Consider the following 19,664-nt stretch of genomic DNA (forward strand, 5'->3'; position numbering starts at 1 on the left):
GGATGAAGCCCGCCGAACGCCGCCTGATGCGCGAACTCCCCGTGCTGAGGCGCCACATGACGTACTCCACGGTGCTCGCCCTGGTCGGCGGCGGACTCGTCGTCGCCCAAGCGGTGCTGCTCGCGACCGTGCTCGCCGACGGCTTCGCGGGGCAGCCGCCACGGACCGGTCCGCTCGCCGCACTCGGTGCCGTCATGGCGCTGCGCGCGCTCCTCGCCTGGGCCCGCGGCGGACTCGCGCAGCGCGCCGCGGCCGAGACCAAGCGCACGCTCCGCGACAAGGTCACCGACCGGCTCCGGCGCACCGGGCCCCAGCGCCTCGCGGCACGCCGCCACGGGGAGACGGTGACGCTGCTGACGCGTGGCGTCGACGCCGTCGATCCGTACGTCGTCGGCTATCTGCCCACGATGGCGGCCACCGCGGTGGTGCCCCTCACCGTCGTCGGCTGGCTGCTGTGGACCGACTGGACCTCGGCGCTGATCATCGTTGTGACGCTGCCGCTGATTCCCGTCTTCGGCGCGCTGGTCGGCATGCACACGGCCCGACGCACCGCACGGCAGTGGCAGTTGCTCGCCCGGCTCGGCGGCCACTTCCTCGACGTGGTGGCCGGACTGCCGACCCTGCGCGCGTTCGGCCGCGAGCTGCACCAGAGCCGGGTGGTGGGCGAAATGGCCGACGCCCACCGACGGGCCACCATGCGGACGCTGCGCGTGGCGTTCCTCTCCTCCTTCGTCCTGGAGACGGTCGCGACCCTCTCCGTCGCACTGGTCGCCGTGCCGGTCGGGCTGCGGCTGCTGCACGGCGACGTAGATCTCCGTACGGCGCTGGTCGTCCTGTTCCTCGCTCCCGAGGCGTATCTGCCGCTGCGCGCCGCGGGTGCGGCTTTCCACGACAGCGCGGAGGGCGTCGCGGTGGCCGAACGGGTCTTCGCGATCCTCGACGAGGGGGAGGAGGAGCAGGAGGGGCGGCGCGGGCCCGGTGCCCCGGGCGGCCAGGCCACCGACCTGCCGGTCCCCGACCCCCGTACGGCGACGCTGTGCCTGGACGGCGTCACGGTCCAGTACCCCGGCCGCGCCGAGCCCGCCCTCCACCGCGTCTCCCTCTCCGTCGCCCCCGGCGAACACGTGGCCCTGGTCGGCCCCAGCGGCGCGGGCAAGTCCACCCTCCTCGCCCTGCTCCTCGGCTTCGCGAGCCCCGCCCGTGGCAGGGTCACCGTCGGCGGCACCGGCCTCGCGGAGCTCGACCTCGACGCCTGGCGCGCCCACGTGGCCTGGGTGCCGCAGCGCCCGCACCTGTTCGCGATCTCGGTCGCCGACAACATCCGCCTCGGACGGCCCGGCGCGAGCGACGCCGAGGTGCGTCGGGCCGCCCGCGCCGCCTGCGCCGACCGCTTCGTGGCGGAGCTGCCTCTCGCGTACGACACGGTCCTCGGTGAACACGGTGCCGGGCTGTCGGCGGGCCAGCGCCAACGGATCGCCCTGGCCCGCGCGTTCCTCAAGGACGCGCCCGTGTTGCTCCTGGACGAGCCGACCGCTCACCTCGACCCCGAGAGCGAGGCCGCCGTGACGCGCGCCACCGTCGACCTGATGCGCGGCCGGACGTCGATCGTGGTCGCCCACCGGACGAGTCTGCTGCCACACGCGGACAGGGTCGTCACGGTACGGGAGGGCGGCCTGGCGCCAACGGGCCCTGCGGTCGAATCCGCGCTCGGCCCCGTACCCGCGCTCGACCCCGAACTCGCACCCGACCTCGAACGCACACGCGACCCAGAACGCGCGCTCGATCCTGACCCCGACCCCGACCCCGCCACCGCCCCCGGACCGGCGCCCGCGGAAAGCCTGGTGACCTCATGACGTCCCGCACGGCAGTCGCTCCCACGTCGCCGCTCTCGACCCGGTCGCACACTCCGCGGCACCCCACCCTCCGCCTCCTGCGCCACCTCCTCCCGTACTGGCGCAGGCTGCTGCCCGCCGCGCTCGCCGCGGCGGGCAGCGACCTGGCGGGAGCCGCGCTCATGGCCACCGCCTCCTGGCTGATCACCCGCGCCGCCGAACAGCCCCCGCTCGCCTCGGTGAGCCTCGCGATCGTCGCCGTGCGCGCCCTGGCCCTCGGGCGCGGAGCGCTCCGCTACACCGACAGGCTCCTCGGTCACGACGGGGTGCTCCGGGCCGTCGCTGGCTTCCGCACCCGGGTGTACGAGGGGCTCGTGCCGCTCGCCCCCGCGGGCACTCCCGCCTTCCGCAGCGGTGACCTCCTGACCCGGCTCGTCGACGACGTCGACGCCGCCCAGGACCTGCTCCTGCGGGTCCTGATCCCGGTGGCGGCCGCCTGCGCGGTCGCCGCGGCCGCCACCGGCACCGCCCTGGCGCTCCTGCCGCAGGCGGGCGTGCTGCTCGGGCTGCTCCTCGTCGCCGCCGGGCTCCTGGTGCCCGCGCTGGTGCTCGCGCTGTCCCGTCGCACGGGACGTACGGAGAAGGGAGTGCGGGCCGAACTCGCTTCACTCACGGACGACTTGACGGAGGGAGCGGCGGACCTCGCCGCGTACGGCGCCAGGGACCGAACCCACGACCGGGCCCGCCGCGCCGCATCCCGCATCGCCGCGCTGGAGCGCCGGGGCGCCCTGGCCACGTCACTCGCGTCCGCCGTGGTGCTGCTGTGCCAGGCCGCCGCGACGGCCGGTGTCACCTGGCTCGCGCTGCGCGCCCACGCGGACGGCGTGCTGCCCGCCGTACGCCTCACCGTCCTCGCGGTCCTTGCCCTGGTCGCCTTCGAGGCCCTCGTGCCCCTGCCCGCCGCCGCGCGCCGACTGGCCGAAGTGCGGGCGTCCGCGAGCCGGTTGGCCGACGTGTTCGACACGCCGCCCCCAGTCGCCGAACCCTCGGACCCGGCACCGCTGCCCACCGAGGGCCTGGTCGGCGTGGACATCACCGGCCTCCGGGTCCGCCACCACCCCGACGCGCCCCCGGCCCTGGACGGCGTGAGCCTGCGGCTGCCGCCGGGGCGCAGGGTCATACTCGTCGGCGCCAGTGGCTCGGGGAAGTCGACGCTGGTCGCGGCGCTCATGCGGTTCGTCCCGTACGAGGCGGGAAGCATCCGCGTCGCAGGGCGCGAGCTGCGCGACTGCGCGGGCACGGACGTGCGCGGCCTGATCACCGGCATGACCCAGGACGCACACGTCTTCCACGCCACCCTCCGCGCCAACCTCCTCCTCGCCCGCCCCGGCGCGAGCGAGGCGGAGCTGCGCGAGGCGGCGCGCAGGGCCAGGATCCTGGAGTGGATCGAGGCGCTGCCCGACGGCTGGGACACGCTCGTCGGCGGGGACGGCGCCACGATGTCGGGCGGCCAGCGGCGACGCCTGCTCCTGGCCCGCGCGTTGCTCGCGGACCCGCCCGTCCTCGTCCTGGACGAACCCACCGAGGGACTCGACCCCGACACGGCGGCCGACGTGCTCGCCGACATCCTCGACGCGACCCGGGGCCGCACCACCCTCCTGGTCACCCATGAACGCGCGGGCCTCGCCGGGGCCGACGAGGTCGTGACGCTCGACCGCGTCGGCCACTGACCGGCACGCGCCTCCTCCACGGCCCGGATCAGGTACCGGTACCGGTGACCGGTACCTGATCCGCCGGCGCCGCACCACCGCGCCCTCCGACGGCTGACGATAAACTGTCGATCTTTCGCTTCTGGAGGTGCAGGATTCGTGGAGTTCCGGCTGCTCGGATCGGTGTCCGTGGCCACCGAGGCCGGTGACCTCGCGCTCGGTCCTGCCAAGCGGCGCAGCCTGCTCGCCGCGCTGCTCCTGCGGCCCAACTTCCCCGTCCCCGTCGACCAGCTCACCGCCGCCCTGTGGGACGAGGAACCGCCGCCGAGGGCCCGCAGCGTCATCCAGGGACACGTGTCGCACCTGCGGACCCTCCTGGAGACGGCGGACGCGGCGATGTACGGCGTGGAGCTGGCCACCCAGGGCGCGGCCTACGCGCTGCGGATGCCCGAGAGCCTGCTCGACGCCCACCGCTTCGAGGAACTGGTCACCCTGGCTCGCGGCCAGCGCTCGGTGGGCGACGCCGTCGTCATGTACCAAGAGGCCCTCGCGCTGTGGCAGGGGCCCGCGCTGAACGGCGTCTTCCCCAGCCCGCCGCTCCAGGCCGCGGCAGGCGCCCTGGAGGAACTCCGCCTGTCCGCCGTCGAGCAACTCGCCCTGGGGTACGGCAAGTTGGGTGAGCACTCCCGCGCCGCCGCGGTGCTGCGCGCCGAGACGGGCGCCCATCCGCTGCGCGAATCGCTCTCCGCCGCGCTGGTCACCGCGCTGCGGCGGGCGGGCAGGCGCTCGGAGGCGCTCGACTGCTTCCACCGCACCCGGCGACTGCTCGCCGACGAACTGGGGGTCGACCCCGGACGTGAGCTCGCGGAGGCGTACGCCCTGGCCCTGCGCGGGCAGTACGACGAGGAGGACGAGGGCGGGGGCGATGGCGCTGCCCCGGTGGGCGAGCAGGGCGGGGCGGCGGCCCGTACCGCGCCCGCCGACGTGTCGGGGCCCGTCGTCACCACGGCCCCCGTCGACCTGCTGCCGCGTGCGCCGCGCGGATTCCACGGCCGCGCCGCCGAGCTCGCCGCACTGTCGGGGGCGGCCTCCGGTGAGGCGCCCGTCTGTCTGGTCACCGGGCCCGCGGGGGTGGGCAAGAGCTCCCTCGTGGTGCACTGGGCGTACCGCGAGCGCGACCGCTTCCCCGACGGCAGGCTCCACGTCGACCTGCGCGGCTTCAGCGAGACGGGCGAGCCCGAACTGCTGGACGTACTGCGGGAGTTCCTGCTGGCGCTCGGAGTCCCGCCGCGCCGGATACCCGAGTCGGTGAACAGCGCCGCCGCCCTGTTCCGCTCGCTGACCGCAGAGCGCAGGATCCTCGTCGTGCTCGACAACGTGCGCTCCTCCGAACAGGCCAGGCCCCTGCTGCCCGGTGGGGCCGACTGCGTCACCGTCGTCACCAGCCGCCACCGGCTGAGCGGCCTCATCGCCTCCGACGCGGCGCGGCCCGTGCCGCTCGGTGTCCTGGGCGACGAGGACAGCGCAGCGCTGCTCGCCGCGGTGCTCGGGCCCGAGCGGGTGCACGCGGAGCCGATCGCCGCGCGCCGCCTCGCCAGGCTCTGCGACGGGCTTCCGCTCGCCCTGCGGGTCGCCGCGGCCCGCCTCGCCGACCAGCCGCACTGGACGCTCGCCGCCATGGCGGACGAACTGTCCGACGCGACGCGCAGGCTCAGCCTCCTCGACGCGGAGGACACCGGGGTGCGCGCGGCCCTGCAACTGTCCGTGCGCCGCCTCCCGCCCGGCGCCGCGCACCACTTCGCCCACCTCGGCCGACACCCCGGCACCCGCGTCGACCGCCGCGCGGCCGCCGCCCTCGCGGGCACCACCCCGGCCGCCGCGGAGGCGGCACTCGACCAGCTCGCCGCGGCCCACCTCCTGACGCACAGCGCCCCGGGCCGCTGGACGCTGCACGACCTCGTACGCCTCTACGCGCGCGGCATGGACGCCGGGCCCGACGCCCTGCCGCGCGTGCTCGACCACTACATCGCCACCGGGCTCGCCGCGGCCCGCGCCGCCGAGCAGGACGGCGAACCGTGCTTCGAGCTGCCCCGTGACTTCCATCCGCCCGCCGAGGTGCGGGAGTTCGACGGCAGGGATGCCGCGATGGACTGGTACGCCGCCGAACGCGAGGACCTCATCCTCGCCGCGGGCGCCGCGGACGCGGCCGGGCTGCACGGCAGGACCTGGCGGCTCGTCCTCGCGCTGTGGCCTCTCATGGTGTGGCGGGTCCTCGACGGCTGGACCCCGCTCCTGTACACGGCGCTCGCCGCGGCGCGGGCCGACTCCGACGCGTACGCCCAGTCGCGCGTCCTCGCGCTTCTCGGCTGGGTCCTGACCGAGGAGGGCCACACGGCGGAGGCGCTGCCCCACTTGGAGGAGGCCCCGGAACTGGCCGCCCGCGCGGGCGACCCGGGCGGCGAGGCCACCGCGCTGATCAACCTCTCCCTGGCGCAGGCCGCGCTCGGCGACGTGGAAGAGGCCGCCGAAGGATGCCTGCGCGCCGTGGACATAGCCCGCGCGACGGGCGAACGCCACACGGAACGCCTCGCCCTCTATCACCTGACGCGGCACCAACTCGACGCCAAGCAGTGGCAGTCGGCGCTGGCCTCCGCGACCGAGGCCAGCTCCCTCCAGGCCCCGGACGCCCCCGCGTCGACCCGGGCGCTGCTGCTCGCGGCGGCCGGTGAGGCCCTGGTCGGCCTCGGCGACGAGATCGAGGGCGTCCGCTGCCTGGACGAGGCGGCGCGCGACGCGGAGGCGGCCGGGTACGACGACGGGGCGGTGCGGGCGCTCGGGGCGCTGCTCCGGGTGACGGACGACGACGCGTACCGCGCGCGACGCGACGCGGCGCGGGCGAGGCTCGCCGTCGGGGCATGACGGAGGGAGTCCTGCGCGGCACCTTCTCCAGGGTCGTGCGCAGGGCTCGGCGCGGCCTTGTCAGTGGACGTCAGCGGAACGTCAGCGGTGCGTGATCGCGACGCCAGCAGATCCTGTCAAGGTAGTCACACCGCGACATACCGCCGCGGCGACCACCGCACCACCCAATCGGGGAGCACCACCATGCGCACGCACCGCATCCGCACCGCAGTCCTGGCAGGCACCACCGCCACCCTCGCCCTCGGCCTGGCCGCCTGCGGCGGTGCTGACGGCGGCGACAAGGCGGACGCGAAGACCGCCACCACCAGGACCGTCGAGACGGGAACCGGCGCGGTCGAGGGCGCTTCCGTCGACGCGGGGACCGACAGCGTCACGGTCGGCAAGGCGAGCGCCGCCGCGCAGGGCACGGTCAAGGCCAAGGCCACCGCGACCCGTCAGTGCAACGGCGACGAGATGTCCTACTCGGTGGTGCACCGCTTCGCGAAGCAGCAGGGCGAGCACCTGCTCATCACCGCGACGAACGCCGACGCCACACCGTGCTGGGTGACCTCCTACCCCTCGGTGATGCTCGGCGACACGACCAAGGTGCTGCCCCACTCCGCCAAGGACGCCCCGGGCGGCGCCGCCCGCATCACGGTGCGCCCCGGCGCCAAGGTGTACTCGGCCGTGAACCTCTTCACCGAGTCCACCAGGACCCACACCTCGGGCGACCTGAGCATCGCCCTGCGCGACCGCACCGGCGACACCGGCCCTGGCACCGACCAGGCGGCCTTCGACGGCAAGGGCATCCCCTCGAAGTTCACCTGGACCAGCGCGGACGTCACCAACTGGAACAAGACGAAGCCGTACGACTACTAGGCAGGATGCGGCTGCCGGGCCGCGTACGGCTACCGGCCCGGCAGGCGCCCCTGGTGCGGATGGGCGCGGAGGCCGTCGAGGATGATCGTCAGGTAGCGCCGCCAGGGCTCGGGTCCTGGCCCGTCCTCCAGGGTCATGACGGCGTCGATCATCGCGGCGACGGGGGCGATGTCGGCCGCGGTCACCCCGGCGCGCAGCGCCCCCTGGCCGCGCGCCCGCTCCACGAGGGCCTCGCAGTGCGAGGCGATCTCCCGCCGAGCTCGGGCGAGGTCGGTGCCCTCGACCATGCCCTGGCGCATCAGTTCCCGCAGGCCGCGGTTGGCCGAGGCCCTGGCCAGCGCCCTTTCCAGGAAGTCGGCCAGGGCGGCGAAGGCGTCGGAGCCGTCCAGGGACTCCCGTGCCATCGCCGCGATCTCGTCGAGCTCTTCGCCGAAGACGGCTTCCGCGAGCGACTGCTTGTCGGCGAACTTCCGGTAGACGGTGCCGACGCCGAGCCCGGCGTGGTGGGCGACATCGTTGAGCGTGGCCTGAAGTCCCCTGGCTGCGAAGACTTCCCGGCCCGCCTGGAGGATGCGCCGACGGTTGTCCTCGGCGTCGCGCCGCAGCGGACGCCTCCCCGCGGCTGCCGGACGCCCGGCCTCCCGCGAGCCGTTGCCTCCCGTGTCATCGCCTCCCATGCCGCCGTCTCCCATGAAGGCCCCCTTCGTATGCCGTGATCGGCCCGATCGTATCCGGATAGAGCATATCCGCTTCGTGCTACGGTCCTGGCGTAAGCGGATATGTGTTATCCGCATCGAGGCGGGAGGGGACCAGTCATGCGGACCGTGGTCATCACCGGAGGAACCGACGGCATCGGCAAGGGACTTGCCCTGCACCACCTGCGGGAGGGTGCCCGCGTGTTCGTCGTGGGCAGCACACCGGACAAGGGCGAGGCGTGGCTCGCGGAGGCGGGGGCGCTGTCGGCCGGAGACCGTGCGCGTTTCCTGCAGGTCGACCTCACCTCGGTCGACGCGACGGGGGAGCTCGTCGAGGCCGTCCGGAGCAGCTGCTCAGTCGTGGATCAACTCGTCCTGTGCGCCCAGCGCTACCGGCTCTTCGGCCCGCGCACCGTCACCCCCGACGGGTTCGAGCACAGCTTCGCCCTCTCCTACCTGAGCCGGTACGCGCTCGGTCACGGCCTGCGCGCGTTACTGGAGGCGGCACCCCGCCCCGTCATCATGAACGTCGGCACCCCCGGCGTGCCGCTGGGCCGCATGTACTGGGACGACCTGCAACTGACGCGCCGCCACAGCGGAACCAAGGCCACCCTGCAGTCCTTCCGGGCCAACGACTTGCTCGGTGTGGCCTTCCCCTTCGTGCACGCCGACACGCGGATCAGCTACATCGGCTATCACCCCGGCGTCGTAGCGACCGGCAAGCCCGCCCATCTGCCGCAGCCGCTGCGCGCCCTCACCAAGGCGGGCTTCGCGCTCTTCGCGACCCCGGTGGCCAAGGCCGTGGCCCCGATGGCGCGCCTCCTCGACGAGCCGCCGGGTCCGGGGTTCACCGCGCATCGCGGGAGCCGCCAACTACCCCTGAAAGGGCAGCCGTTCGACCCGGAAGCCGCCTTGCGACTGCATCACCTCACGGAGGATCTGGTGTCGCGGCGGTAGGAGTCGAGCGGGCGGAGAGCCCGGTGAGTGCGGTCAGGGCCTCGTGCAGAAGCAGGGGGCGGCGTGCCCCCTTCACCGGCTGCCCCGCCCAGCCGGGGCCCGCGAGGATCATCGCCGGACGGCCGCGCGCGCCCTTCACGCCCCAGCGGGTGGACGACACGTGCTGCGCCAGCGGGACGCTCGCGGTGGAGCGGGCCTGGGACCAGAGCACCACGGCGCTCGGGCCGATCCGCCGTACGGCCGCGGTCAGCGCGGGCACCGGTACGGCCGAGCCGAACATGCGGAAGGGGTGGCCGCGTTCGGACAACGCGGCGGTGAGCGCGTCGAGGGCGAGTGAGTGCTGCTCGCCGGGTACGCAGGCCAGCAGGACGGGCGCGGCGGGCGCCGGGTCGGTCGCCGCCGTCGCCGGTGTCACCCGGCGCAGCGCTGTCTGGACGTGCCACGAAAGGAGGTGCTCCACCTCGACGTAGCGGTCCCCGGACGACTCCCACTTGCGGCCCACCGCGTGCAGGGCCGGGACCATGAGCTCCTCCCACGCGAGGACGAGGCCGTGCCGCTCGATCGTCGCGTACAGCAGGTGGTCCACGGCGGGGGAGTCGAGGCGGACGGCCGCCCGGACCAGACCGCGGCGGGCCCGTCGGATGTCCGCGGGTGTCGGGTCCGGGTGCGCGGCAGCGGGAGGCCGGGTGCCCGACGGCGGAGTCCCGGCGTTCCGCGCGGTGCGGGCCGCCTCGGCGGGGGCGACGCCCGACGCCGTGAGCCGGCACATCTCCTCCAGGACGGCGATGTCTTTCGGTGTCCAGCGTCGGTGGGCGCCGTCGGCCCGCGTCGCCGGACCCACCCCGTACCGCCGGTCCCAGGAGCGGAGCGTCGTGGGCGAGACACCCAAGTGCCTCGCCAGCGCTCCCGTCGTCACGCTCGCCCTCGCCGATGAGGGCGCCCCGCCCTCTGCGCGCTCGCTGCTCATGCGGCCACCATACGATGCACGAACGACGCAACTTGCCGGTATGGCAAGGGAGTTCAGAGTATGGGTGCTTCCACGGTGCCCGGCCGTCCGGCGTCCGCGCCGGGGGCCGTCTCAGAGGAGTCGGCGCTCCTGAGGCGTGGCTGCGTTCGCTCCCCCTACGCAGCCACGGGCACAGTGGCCGAACCGGGCGACGAGGGGCGGGCGCCGGGTGCCAGACTGCCCCCATGTTCACGCAGATCATGACGGCGGCCGGAGTGCTCGCCCTGCTCACGGTGGTACCGGGTCCCGACATGGCCGTCGTCACGAAACGCGCGGTCGCCGAAGGCTGGCGCGACGGGCTCCGTACCGTCGGCGGAATCACGACGGGTCTGCTCGTCTGGGGCGCCCTCACCGTGGCGGGGCTCGCCGCCGTCCTCGCCGCCTCGGCTGTCGCGTACACGGTCGTCAAACTGCTCGGCGCCGTCTACCTGGTCTTCCTCGGCGTGCAGGCGCTGGTGCGCGGCCGCCGGGGCGGAGGTGCGTCCACCACCGTCCCGAGCGGCCCCGCGCCCGAGGGGCATCCGTGGCGGACCGGTCTCGTCAGCAACGTACTCAACCCGAAGATCGCCGTCTTCTACACGGGTCTGCTGCCCGCCCTCGCGCCGCCGTCGCTGCCGTCGCACGTGGGCATGGCCCTGCTCGTCCTCCTCCACGCGGTGCTCACGCTGCTCTGGCTCGGCGGGTACGTCATGGTCCTCGCCAGGGCCCGGGGGTTCTTCGAGAGGCCCGCTGTGCGCCGTGCGCTCGACCGGGTGACGGGGGTCGTCCTGATCGGCTTCGGCCTGAAGGTCGCGACGGCCGACAGCCCGTAGCGCCGAAAGTTTCTTTCCCCGACCGGTCACACTCCCGCGCCGGGATCCGTCAGGGCAGTGAAAGCGATAAGCAAACCCTGAAGGAGACGGCAATGGAAACGCGTTCGATCACGGCGGAGATCCCGATGGCCCCCCGCATGAGCGAGGACCCCGCCCAGCTGGTCCCCGAGCTCGCCGACGTGTCGGCGGCACTGTTCAAGGTCACGGGCAACGGCTCGGTGCCGCGCGCCACGATCAGCCTGGTCCAGCTGCGCGCGGGCCAGATCGCGGGAAGCACCTACCTGACCGTGCTGCACACGGGCTTCCTGCGTGCGGCGGGGGAGTCGGAGGAGAGGATCACCTCGGTGTCCTCGTGGCAGGATTCGCCGTACTTCACCTCCGTCGAGCGTGCCGCGCTGGCGCTGGTGGAGGCGGTGCTCCAGCCGTCCGTGGACGGTGAGAGGGTCTCCGACGAGCTGTACGCGCAGGTGGCCGAGTTCTACGAGCCCAAGGCGCTCGCCACCTTGATGTTCGCCATCGGCCAGGTCAACTTCTTCACGGCCGTGGCCCTCATCGCCAAGCCGGTGCCCGGCCGGTCGTTCTCGGAACCGTGGAACTGATCACTACTCGTCCCAGGTGACGGGGAGCCGGTGCACCCCGAAGATGTTCATGCCGGTGCGCAGCGGGATCTCGTCGGCGGGGACGGCGAGGCGCAGCGTCGGGAACCGCGTGACGAGCGCGGGGAACGCGGCCCGCATCTCGACGCGGGCCAGCTGCTGGCCGAGGCACTGGTGGATGCCGTGCCCGAAGCCGAGCTGACCGCTCGCCTTGCGGCGCAGGTCGAGCACGTCGGGGTCGGGGTACTTGGCCGGGTCGCGGTCGGCGGCCTCCATCGAGACGGCGACCGTTTCCCCGGCCCTGACGACCTGTCCGGCCAGCTCCACGTCCTCCAGGGCGCTCCGGGCCGACAACTGGGCGATCGTCAGATAGCGCATGAGCTCCTCGACGGCCTGGTCGGCGAGGCCCGGATCGGCGCGCAGCGCGGCGAACTGGTCCGGGTTGCTCAGCAGCGCGAAGGTGCCGAGCGCGATCATGTTGGCAGTGGTGTCGAGACCGGCGCCGAGCAGGAAGACGGCGAGGCCGGTGAGCTCCTCGTCGTCGAGGTCGCTGCCGGTCAGGTCGCTGAGCAGGTCGTCGGTGGGCGCGGCACGCTTGGCGACGACCAGCCGACCCAGGTACTCGTGCATCGCCGTCATGGCGGCGGCCACGTCCTCCGGAGTGGAGCTGTGGGACATGACCGTCGCGGTGCTCTCCTGGAAGAAGTGGTGCTCGTCGTAGGGCACGCCGAGGAGTTCACAGATGGTGAGGGCGGGGATGGGCTGCGCGTACGCCGTCACCAGGTCCACGGTCGGTCCCTGCCGCTCCATGGCGTCGAGGTGGTCGGCGGTGATCCGTTCGATGCGATCGCCGAGCAGCGCCATCCTGCGGACGGTGAACTTGCCCGCGAGCAGTCGCCGGTAGCGGGTGTGCTCCGGCGCGTCCATCCCGGTCATGTCGCCGACCGGCGCCGGGGGCAGCTCGCCGGTGAAGCCGGTCTCGAAGGGCAGGTGCATGAATTCGTACCGGGAGCTGAAGCGTGAGTCGGAGAGGACCGCGCGCGCCACCGCGTAACTGGTGGCCAGCCAGCCCACGTGTCCGTCGGGGAAGCTCAGCCGGGCCAGCGGGCGTTCGGCGCGCAGCCGTGCCAGCTCGGCGGGCGGATCGAAGGGGCATCCCGAGGGGCGCTCGACGGGAAGCCGGACCGGATCGGCACTCGCGGCTAAGGCACCGCCCTCAAGTGCGTTGTCGGGGGCTGGAGTTGATGATTCGTGCAGCATGGGGTCCTCCGGTGGTGGGCGCCTTGTGGCGTCAGCATGGCACACGATTGACGCCAGAGCGAGCCATTCTGGCTCACTGTGGCGTCAGTTGGTGGCTCGGCGCTGCGCCGACCCGAGGTCCCGGCAGGTCGGACCGCTGTCAGGCCGCCGTACGCCCCACGAGCAGATCGGCGAGCCTGCTGAGTCGCTTCACGGTGCGGTCCTCGGTGGCGGCGACAGCGGGGGCGACGCGTTCGGCGCGGTCGTAGTAGGCGCCGTTGACGACCTCGAAGGCCGGATCGCACAGCCTCACCACATGGCTCGCGCCCTCGGCGGGCGTGACGCCCTCGTTGGCGTACAGCGGGAGCAGCGCGGTGCCGCACACGCCGGGGTGCACGGAGACCGCGGTGACACGGGGGTCCGCGGCGAACACCGTGAGGGCGAGCTGCGATTGGGCGTAGGCGGCGAGCCGGGAGTAGCGGCGAGTGCGGTGCGGGTCGCTCCACTGGATGGACGCGGTGCGGTGCAGCGACGAGGAGACATTGACGACGCGGCCGCCCGGTTCGCTGGTGAGGGCGGGCTCCAGGAGGCACGTGAGGAGGTAGTGGGCGAGGAAGTTCACCTGGAAGGCGATCTCGTTCCCGTCGGCGGTGAGGGTGTGCCGCTCGGGCGCCGCCATCCCGGCTTTGTTGACCAGGACGTCCAGGTGCGGGTGTGCGCGGACGATCGTGTCCGCCAGTGTCCCGACCTCGTCGAGGTGTGCGAAGTCCGCTCCATACGTGTGGAGTCGGGCCGCGTCGACGTCGGCGGTGGCGATCAGCCGGTCGGCGGCGGCGCGGGCCTCCTCGTGGGTGCGTCCGTGCAGCAGGACGGTGGCGCCGCGCTCGGCGAGCTGTCGCGCCGTCTCGTGGCCGATGCCGGAGGTGGCGCCGGTGACGAGGACGGTGCGGGCGGACAGGTGGGACTCGGACATGGGCCATCCACGGGTGCGGGTACGCGACACCGCCGACCGGGGCCACGGGCGTCCGGCAGGCGGCTGAAAGGGCGTACGGAACTGGGGGGGTTGAGACAGGACGCAGAAGGGGCGCCGTGTCAGGCCACGGCGCCCCACCGCTCTTCGGGAAGGCGCGTCAGCGGCGGGCGGACGCTTCCGTCAGAGGGCAGCGGGGCAGGCGACGGGACGCCCGATGAGGGGGCCGGTCGAGGAGGAGCCACGCGCTGTTCACATCCCCCATGGAAGCCGGGGGTGTGGCGCGGGACAAGTGTGGCCCCCGCTTCCATACGCCGCTCTGACGATCCGCGACGGGCCCTTGCGGCCAGACCGCGACGAGACCTCCCGCGTCACACCTCGCGCACCCCGAGCCCTCCGCGCATCAGCCCCGCGTAGAGCGCCGACGCGACGACCATGCCGACCGGCAGCGCCAGGTCCGCGCCGCCCAAGGCGTGTGCCACGGGGCCGGTGTAGAGCGTGTTGACACAGAGCGCGGCCGAGGTGACGCCTGCACCGAAGGCCAGCGCGCCGGCCCGGTGGACGCCGCCCGTGTACCAGAAGGGGCTGTCCGGCGACTCGTCGGTGAGCGCGAGCCCGTCGTAGCGGTTGCGGCGCAGGACGATGTCGGTGGCGTAGAGGGCCATGGCGGGGCCGAGCAGGACGACGGTGAGCTGGAGGACGTCGCTGACGGTGTCCAGGAAGTTGGACACGAGCAGCGCGTACAGGGTCAGGGAGACCGCCGCCGTGCCGTCGAAGAGCACGCTGACCGAGCGCCGGATGCGCAGGCCTACGGCTTGCAGGGCGAGACCGGCGCTGTAGGCGGTCATGGCGTTGATGGCGATCGTGCCGAGCACCAGGGCCAGCAGGAACGCGGGCGTGAACCAGCCGGGCAGCAGCCCCTCGAGCGCGGTCTGCGGATCCGTCATGTCGACCGAAGTCGCGGCGAACGCGCCGAGCGAGCAGACCGCGACGCTGGGCAGGAAGCCGCCGAGCGCGGTCCAGCCCGCGACCGCCTTCGCGGACGTCGTGCGCGGCAGATAGCGGGAGAAGTCCGCACTGGTGGTGTACGACAACGGGCCCGCGGCGATGAGCGTGACGCCGGAGATCAGGGTTACCCACAGCTCGGAGCCGGTGAGCGGTTCGGCGGGCGCGTACGAGAAGTCGGTGTGCCCGAGCACGGCGACGGCGACGAAGGCGAAGACTGCGGTGAGCAGAAGGGTGATCGGCAGGTACAGCCGCAGGATCGTGGCGTGGCCGTAGACGCTGATGGTCAGGGTGAGCGCGGCGATGACCACCACGACGGCCACCTGGACGCCGGTGTTCGCCGGTATCCCCACCTTCTCGACCAGGGCGAACGCCGCGGTCGCCGCGGCCGACAGGTTGAGGGCGAAGTAGCAGACCGAGATCATCCAACCGGTGACCGCGTTGTTCACCCGGTTCCCGATGACGCCGTACAGCGCCCGGGTGATCACTTCGCTCGGCGTGCCGGACGCGGGACCGGAGATCGCGAGCACGCCCGTGAACACCCAGAAGAGGTTGCCCACCACGATCACCGCGAGAGCCTGCCACAGGCTCAGTCCCATGAGGACGAGCGCGCCGCCGATCACCAGGCTCAGGTAGTTCACGTTCGCCGCGGCCCACACGGAGAAGAGTTCCCTGGGGTGCCCGTGGCGTTCGCCGTCGGGGATGTGGTCGATGCCGTGGGCCTCGATGTGACCCGCGTGGTCCGCGCCGGTCGCGGCGGGTGCCGTGGTGCCGAGCGTGGTGTGCCCGCCCGGCAGCGGGTCGGGAATCGTGGACGCCATGAGGCCCTCCGGGTGCTGGTCCATCCACCTGCTTGCTTATTGGTCGCACACTCAATAGCGTTGTCGGCATGTCGTCAAGCGTTCAGCGAAAGCGAATTCGGAAATCTCCGGCCGCCCGACGTGCGGAAATCGTCGTGGCGGCGGCCTCGGTCGCCCTGGTCGAGGGGCTGGAGTGCGTCACCCTGCGGCGGATCGCCGAGGAGCTCGACGTGCGGCCGGGGCTGATCAGTCACTACTTCCCCTCGGTGGAGGATCTGGTGGCGGAGGCGTTCGGCGACGCGGCGAGCGCCGAACTCGACGCGCTGCTGCCCGCGGACGGGGAGGACGGCACCCCGACGCAGCACCTGACCAGGTTCTTCGCGCAGACGACGGGGGAGTCGTACGACGACATCAGCCGCCTCTGGATCAACGCGCGGCACCTCAGCCGCTACCGGGCCGTCTTGCGCGACCGCGTCGCCGAGCAGGAGGCCGCCTGGCGCGAGCGGCTCGCCGGGGTCATCCGCGACGGCGTGGAGCGCGACGGATTCCGCACCGACGACCCGAATGTGACGGCCATTCAGATACTGGTGGTGCTGGACGGCCTCGGTGTCCACGCCACTACCGGAGACAGTGACAGGCCCGCGGTGGTGGCCCGGATGGCCGTCGCCACGGCGGAGCGTGAACTCGGTCTGGCGGAGGGAACGTTGGGCTGATCTGACGTCTGACCCGCGTACCGCCGGTGCTGACATGTGCCTCGGGTCGCGCATGGCGACGCGTGCGCTGATACGTGTGTGGTGTCGCGTACGCCGATGCGCGTGCTGTCCCGTACGCCCCCGTCGCATAGGCCCCCTCGCCTACACCCTCATCACGTACACCTCCACCACGCACACCCCCGTCACGTACCACCCCGTCCCAAGGAGCCCCCGTGCCACCCACCCCCCTCGTCCTGCTGTCCGCCCGCCTGCTCGACCCGGTCACCGGCGCGTTCCTGCCGCACACCGCGTTGGCCCTGTCCGGCGGGCGGATCCGCGCGCTGGGGGACGACCGGGAGATGCGGGCGCTCGCGGACACCTCGACGACCGTGATCGACCTCAAGGGGGCCGTCGTGACGCCCGGTCTGGTCGACGGGCACCTCCATCCCGTATCCGGCGCCGAGTTGACCCAGGGGCTCGACCTCTCGGGCTGCGCGGACCTGGACGCGGTGCGCGACGCGCTGGCCCGCGAGGTCAGCGGGCTCGCGCCCGGGGCGTGGCTGCACGGCTGGGGGCTCGACCCGAACGTCTTCGGCGACCGGCCCGTCGGGACCGCCGCCATCGGTCCCGTGCTCGACGGCGTCCCCGCGCTCCTGCAGATGTTCGACGCCCACTCGATGCTGGCGAGCCCGCGCGCCCTCGAACTCGCCGGGGTCGACGGACCCCGTACCTTCGACCAGGCCGCCGAGGTCGTCTGCGACGCGGCGGGACGCCCCACCGGGCTGCTCCTGGAGGACGCCGCCTGCGAACTCGTGGAACGCGCCGCGCCGCGCCCCACCCGCGCCGAGCGCCGCGACCAACTCGCCGGAGCCCTGCGCGAGATGGCCGCCACCGGGCTCACCGGCGGTCACGCCATGGACGCGGGCGGCGAAAGCCTCGCGCTGTACGCCGAGTTGGACGAAGCGGGCGAACTCCCGATGCGGCTGCGCGTGGCCCCCTGGTGTCAGCCGGGTACGGACGCCGAGGGGCTGCGCGCGCTCATCGAGGGGCAGGGCGCCGGCGGCGCCCTGTGGCGGACCTCGGGTGTCAAGCTCTTCATGGACGGCACCATCGACAACGGCACCGCCTGGCTCGAACGCCCCGACTGCCACGGCGAGTCGACGCACGCGTTCTGGCCCGACCCCGCCGTCTACACGCACATCGTCGGCGAACTCCACCGCGCCGGGGTGCCCACCGCCACGCACGCCATCGGCGACGCCGCCGTACGGCACGTACTCGACTCGGTCGAGAAGGCTCGGGCCGTCGGGGGCGGCGCGAACGGGTCCCCGCGACACCGTGTCGAGCACATCGAGACCGTGCCCGACGACACCCTGCGCAGGTTCGCCGAGCTCGACGTCATCGCCTCCATGCAGCCCACCCACTGCTGCGACTTCACACGTGCCGACCACACCGACAACTGGTCGCGCCGCCTGGGGGAGGAGCGTGCCGCACGCGCCTGGCGCTGCCGCGATCTGTGGGACTCCGGCGCCACCGTCGTCCTCGGCTCGGACTGGCCCATCGCCCCCTACCCGCCGCTCGGCGTCATGGCGGGCGCCCGCCACCGCCGCCCGAGCCGCGACCTGAGCCAGGACCCGCACGGCCCCGAGCAGGCACTCACCGCGCTTGAGGCGCTCCAGGGCATGACCGTCAACGCCGCCCGCGCGGCGGGCGAGGAGCACGAGGCGGGGCGGCTCGCTGTCGGGCACCGTGCCGACCTCACGGTCTTCGCGGAGAGCCCGCTCGGCGTCGCCGCCACGGACCTGCCGGAGCTGCCGGTCCTGCTCACCGTGCTCGACGGCGGGACCACGCACCGCGCCGCGAGCATGTGAGTCCGCGCGGCGCCTGCCGGTCCGTCGAGCGGTCAGTCGTGCGGGGGACGGCCGGTGAGCCGGTGGTGCGCGAGGTTCAACGCCTCGTCGACGACGCGGCGCAGATGGCCGTCACCGAGCGCGTAGACCACGCGGCGGCCCTCCTTGCGCGTGGTCACCAGCCCGGCGAGACGCAGCCGCGCGAGGTGCTGGCTGACGGCGGGCCGCGCGGCGCCGCAGACCTCGGTCAGCGTGCTCACATCGGCCTCGCCGTCGGCGAGTCTGCGCAGCAGCACCAGCCGGGTGCGGTCGCCGAGCAGCGACAACAGCTCGGCCGCCAGGGCGAACTGGTCGTCGCCCGGGGTGCGCGGATGCGCAGAATGCGCAGGTGATAGGTGCATGCGTGCGCTCATACGCACATAATGAGCGTCTGGGCGGTCCGTGTCCACCCGTGCCCTCTCCTCGCGGGCCGTGGTGACCGGCCCGCCCGTGACGCCATCCACGTACGGGAAGGGGCACGACGTGAGCGACGGTCGGCAGTACGGGCACGGGCACGAGCGCGGGCATGAGCGCTCGCATGCGCAGGAGGGTGCGCCCGTGCCGCACTCGCCGGACCACTCCCACTCCCACCCCCACTCCCACCCCCACCCCCGCCATCCGCTCGCTCGCATCCGTCACCTGTTCACGCCCCACTCCCACGACTCCGCCGACAAGGTCGACGCCGCGTTGGAGAGTTCCGCACGCGGGATGCGGGCGTTGTGGGTGTCGCTCCTCGTGCTCGGCATGACGGCCCTGGCGCAAGCCGCCGTCGTGGTCGTCTCCGGTTCCGTCGCGCTGCTCGGCGACACGGTGCACAACGCCGCCGACGCGCTGACGGCCGTGCCGCTCGGCATCGCCTTCGTCGTGGGGCGGCGCGCCGCGAACCGCCGCTTCACCTACGGATACGGCAGGGCCGAGGACCTTGCGGGCGTCGCCATCGTCCTGACCATCGCCGCGTCGGCCGCGTTCGCCGCCTGGTCGTCCGTCGAACGGCTCCTGCATCCACGGGACATGAGCCACATCCCGGTGGTCGCCCTCGCCGCCGTCGTCGGGTTCGTCGGCAACGAATGGGTGGCCCGCTACCGCATCCGCGTCGGACGTGAGATCGGCTCGGCCGCCCTGGTCGCCGACGGACTGCACGCGCGCACGGACGGCTTCACCTCCCTCGCCGTACTGATCGGCGCGGGCGGCGCCGCCGCGGGCCTGCCGCTCGCGGACCCCCTGGTCGGCCTGCTGATCACCGTGGCGATCCTGCTGGTCCTCAAGGACGCGGCCCGCGAGGTCCTGCACCGCGTGATGGACGCCGTCGACCCGGCGCTCGTCGACGCGGCCGAGCGCGCGCTCCTGGACGTGGACGGCGTGCACGCGGTCGGTGAGCTGCGGCTGCGCTGGATCGGGCACCGGCTGCGCGCCGAGGTCGCGGTCGTCGTCGACGGCTGGCTGACGGTGCGGGAGGCGCACCGGGTCGCCGTCGACGCGGAACACGCGCTGCTTCACGCGGTGCCGAAACTGACCGGGGCCACGGTCCACGCCGACCCCGCGCCCGTCGCGGGCGAGCGGGACCCGCATCTGGCGCTGGCCCACCACGCACCCGCCTGACCCGGCCTCCGGGCCAACTCGGCGTAGGTGCGAGCGAGTTGCATGCATGTGGCGTACGTCACTTCAAGTGGCGGGAACTCGACGGGTGC

At 73.4% G+C, this 19,664-nt stretch carries 16 protein-coding genes; 10 read left to right on the forward strand and 6 right to left on the reverse strand.

Annotated elements, in window-relative coordinates:
* Positions 1-2: 2 nt before the first annotated feature.
* The 4 genes from cydD to KY5_RS38660 all read left to right on the forward strand — a co-directional run bounded on the left by cydD (position 3) and on the right by KY5_RS38660 (position 7,318).
* Complete coding sequence (cydD, locus tag KY5_RS38645; RefSeq protein ID WP_098246567.1) at positions 3-1,853, forward strand: thiol reductant ABC exporter subunit CydD; 1,851 nt, start codon at positions 3-5, stop codon at positions 1,851-1,853.
* A complete protein-coding gene (gene cydC / locus KY5_RS38650; RefSeq protein ID WP_098246568.1) occupies positions 1,850-3,562 on the forward strand; it encodes a thiol reductant ABC exporter subunit CydC in 1,713 nt (570 codons plus the stop codon). Before cydD ends, cydC begins: the two co-directional genes overlap by 4 nt.
* 138 nt (positions 3,563-3,700) lie before the next feature.
* A complete protein-coding gene (locus KY5_RS38655; RefSeq protein ID WP_098246569.1) occupies positions 3,701-6,460 on the forward strand; it encodes an AfsR/SARP family transcriptional regulator in 2,760 nt (919 codons plus the stop codon).
* A gap of 183 nt (positions 6,461-6,643) precedes the next feature.
* Positions 6,644-7,318, forward strand: a complete 675-nt coding sequence (locus tag KY5_RS38660) for a DUF4232 domain-containing protein (protein WP_098246570.1) — start codon at positions 6,644-6,646, stop codon at positions 7,316-7,318.
* Between the two features lie 29 nt (positions 7,319-7,347).
* Here KY5_RS38660 and KY5_RS38665 read toward each other — a convergent pair whose 3' ends face one another.
* The gene (locus KY5_RS38665) at positions 7,348-7,995 is read right to left on the reverse strand and encodes a TetR/AcrR family transcriptional regulator (RefSeq protein WP_098247769.1); all 648 of its coding nucleotides are present in this window, start codon (positions 7,993-7,995) and stop codon (positions 7,348-7,350) included.
* A 138-nt stretch (positions 7,996-8,133) separates the two neighbouring features.
* Here KY5_RS38665 and KY5_RS38670 point away from each other — a divergent pair, with 138 nt between their 5' ends.
* Positions 8,134-8,970, forward strand: a complete 837-nt coding sequence (locus tag KY5_RS38670) for an SDR family NAD(P)-dependent oxidoreductase (RefSeq protein ID WP_098246571.1) — start codon at positions 8,134-8,136, stop codon at positions 8,968-8,970.
* Here the strand turns inward: KY5_RS38670 and KY5_RS38675 are convergent.
* Positions 8,942-9,937 (reverse strand): MerR family transcriptional regulator, encoded by a 996-nt coding sequence (locus KY5_RS38675; RefSeq protein ID WP_098246572.1) that lies wholly within the window; start codon positions 9,935-9,937, stop codon positions 8,942-8,944. The genes KY5_RS38670 and KY5_RS38675 overlap by 29 nt on opposite strands.
* A gap of 224 nt (positions 9,938-10,161) precedes the next feature.
* Between KY5_RS38675 and KY5_RS38680 the strand changes: the two genes are divergently transcribed.
* Both KY5_RS38680 and KY5_RS38685 read left to right on the forward strand, forming a co-directional pair.
* Positions 10,162-10,788, forward strand: coding sequence for a LysE family translocator (locus tag KY5_RS38680; protein WP_098246573.1), 627 nt, complete (start codon positions 10,162-10,164; stop codon positions 10,786-10,788).
* 92 nt (positions 10,789-10,880) lie between these two features.
* The gene (locus tag KY5_RS38685) at positions 10,881-11,387 is read left to right on the forward strand and encodes a carboxymuconolactone decarboxylase family protein (protein WP_199843439.1); all 507 of its coding nucleotides are present in this window, start codon (positions 10,881-10,883) and stop codon (positions 11,385-11,387) included.
* A gap of 3 nt (positions 11,388-11,390) precedes the next feature.
* Here KY5_RS38685 and KY5_RS38690 read toward each other — a convergent pair whose 3' ends face one another.
* The 3 genes from KY5_RS38690 to KY5_RS38700 all read right to left on the reverse strand — a co-directional run bounded on the left by KY5_RS38690 (position 11,391) and on the right by KY5_RS38700 (position 15,419).
* Positions 11,391-12,644: a cytochrome P450 gene (locus tag KY5_RS38690; RefSeq protein ID WP_098246574.1), complete on the reverse strand. Its 1,254-nt coding sequence runs from the start codon at positions 12,642-12,644 to the stop codon at positions 11,391-11,393.
* 139 nt (positions 12,645-12,783) lie between these two features.
* Positions 12,784-13,596 (reverse strand): SDR family NAD(P)-dependent oxidoreductase, encoded by an 813-nt coding sequence (locus KY5_RS38695; protein WP_098246575.1) that lies wholly within the window; start codon positions 13,594-13,596, stop codon positions 12,784-12,786.
* A gap of 368 nt (positions 13,597-13,964) precedes the next feature.
* Complete coding sequence (locus tag KY5_RS38700) at positions 13,965-15,419, reverse strand: purine-cytosine permease family protein (protein ID WP_098247770.1); 1,455 nt, start codon at positions 15,417-15,419, stop codon at positions 13,965-13,967.
* Positions 15,420-15,487: 68 nt separating this feature from the next.
* Between KY5_RS38700 and KY5_RS38705 the strand changes: the two genes are divergently transcribed.
* Both KY5_RS38705 and KY5_RS38710 read left to right on the forward strand, forming a co-directional pair.
* Positions 15,488-16,111, forward strand: a complete 624-nt coding sequence (locus tag KY5_RS38705) for a TetR/AcrR family transcriptional regulator (protein ID WP_098246576.1) — start codon at positions 15,488-15,490, stop codon at positions 16,109-16,111.
* A gap of 212 nt (positions 16,112-16,323) precedes the next feature.
* Positions 16,324-17,958 (forward strand): amidohydrolase, encoded by a 1,635-nt coding sequence (locus KY5_RS38710; protein ID WP_098246577.1) that lies wholly within the window; start codon positions 16,324-16,326, stop codon positions 17,956-17,958.
* A gap of 32 nt (positions 17,959-17,990) precedes the next feature.
* Here the strand turns inward: KY5_RS38710 and KY5_RS38715 are convergent, their stop codons facing one another.
* The gene (locus KY5_RS38715) at positions 17,991-18,350 is read right to left on the reverse strand and encodes an ArsR/SmtB family transcription factor (RefSeq protein WP_199843441.1); all 360 of its coding nucleotides are present in this window, start codon (positions 18,348-18,350) and stop codon (positions 17,991-17,993) included.
* Positions 18,351-18,534: 184 nt separating this feature from the next.
* Here KY5_RS38715 and KY5_RS38720 point away from each other — a divergent pair, with 184 nt between their 5' ends.
* Complete coding sequence (locus KY5_RS38720; protein WP_098247771.1) at positions 18,535-19,575, forward strand: cation diffusion facilitator family transporter; 1,041 nt, start codon at positions 18,535-18,537, stop codon at positions 19,573-19,575.
* The last annotated feature ends 89 nt before the right edge of the window (positions 19,576-19,664 follow it).

The organism is Streptomyces formicae (genome assembly GCF_002556545.1).
Lineage (GTDB): Bacteria > Actinomycetota > Actinomycetes > Streptomycetales > Streptomycetaceae > Streptomyces > Streptomyces formicae_A.